The 1206-nt window shown below is 67.3% G+C and carries 1 protein-coding gene; it reads left to right on the top strand.

Going from position 1 to position 1206, the window contains the following annotated elements; genetic code table 11:
* A partial coding sequence (locus U3653_RS33165; RefSeq protein WP_324722503.1) for an AMP-binding protein occupies positions 1-1206 on the top strand: 1206 nt, incomplete at both ends.

Raw genomic sequence — 1206 nt, 5'->3', positions numbered from 1 at the left:
GGGTTTTGTTGCTCGGTTGTCTCGTATCCTCGCTGCTGTCGTCGCCGACGCGAATATTCCGGTCGGTGAGATCGAATTGCTCTCCGACGCCGAACGGCATGACGTCCTCACCGCATGGAACGACACCACCCATTCGGTGGAGCCCGCCACGCTGGGAACATTGCTGCGCCGGACCGCCGCGGCGACGCCGGGCGCGGTCGCGCTGGTCGCGGACCTACCCGGCGGCGAGCGCGCCGAGCTGAGCTACGCCGAACTCGCCGCCCGCGTCAACCGCCTCGCCCGGTATCTGATCTCGGTGGGCGTCGGCCCCGAAACCCGAGTCGCGCTCGCCTTCCGCCGATCGGTGGACCTGGTCGTGGCGATGTACGCGGTGGCCGAGGCCGGTGGGGCCTACGTCCCGGTCGATCCGGACCAAGCCGCCGAGCGAACCGACTACATCCTCTCCGTCGCCGCGCCCGTGTGTGTGCTGAGCAACGCGGAGTCGGACTTCGACACCGACGTCGCGCCGGTGGTGCGGCTGGAGGATCTCGAACTGACCGCGGTCGCGAGCGTGCCGCTCACCGACTCCGAGCGGGTCGTACCGCTGCGGCCGGAGAACACGGCCTACGTCATCTTCACCTCCGGTTCGACCGGACGCCCGAAGGGTGTCGCGGTGCCGCACGCGGCGGTCGTGAACCAGCTGCTCTGGAAGGTCGCCGAATTCGCGCTGACGCAGGACGACTCGGTGCTGTTGAAGACGGCGGCGACGTTCGACTTGTCGGTGTGGGAGTTCTGGTCGGCCGCTGTCTGCGGCGGTCGCCTGGTGATCGCCGCCCCGGACGGTCACCGGGACTCTGTGTATCTCAACGACCTCGTGGCGCGGGAATCGGTTACCACCCTGCACGCGGTGCCATCGATGCTGGAGGCGCTACTGGCGCACCGGCCCGCCGCGGACGACTGGTCGCCACGGCGGGTGTTGGCGATCGGTGAATCCCTTCCGGGTGCTTTGGCGCAGCGGTTCTTGCGTGGTTATCCGCGGACCGAGTTGTTCAATTTGTATGGTCCGACCGAGGCGGCGGTGTCGATTACCAGTCATCGGGTAACGGTGGCTGATGAGACGTCGGTGCCGATTGGTGCGCCGGAGTGGAACAGTCGGGTGTTTGTGCTGGATGGGCGTTTGCGTCCGGTTCCGGTGGGTGTGTCGGGTGAGTTGTATTTGGCTGGTGC

This window comes from Nocardia implantans (assembly GCF_035544775.1).
GTDB classification, from domain to species: Bacteria; Actinomycetota; Actinomycetes; order Mycobacteriales; family Mycobacteriaceae; genus Nocardia; species Nocardia implantans.
This window is presented reverse-complemented; position numbering and strand designations above follow the sequence as displayed.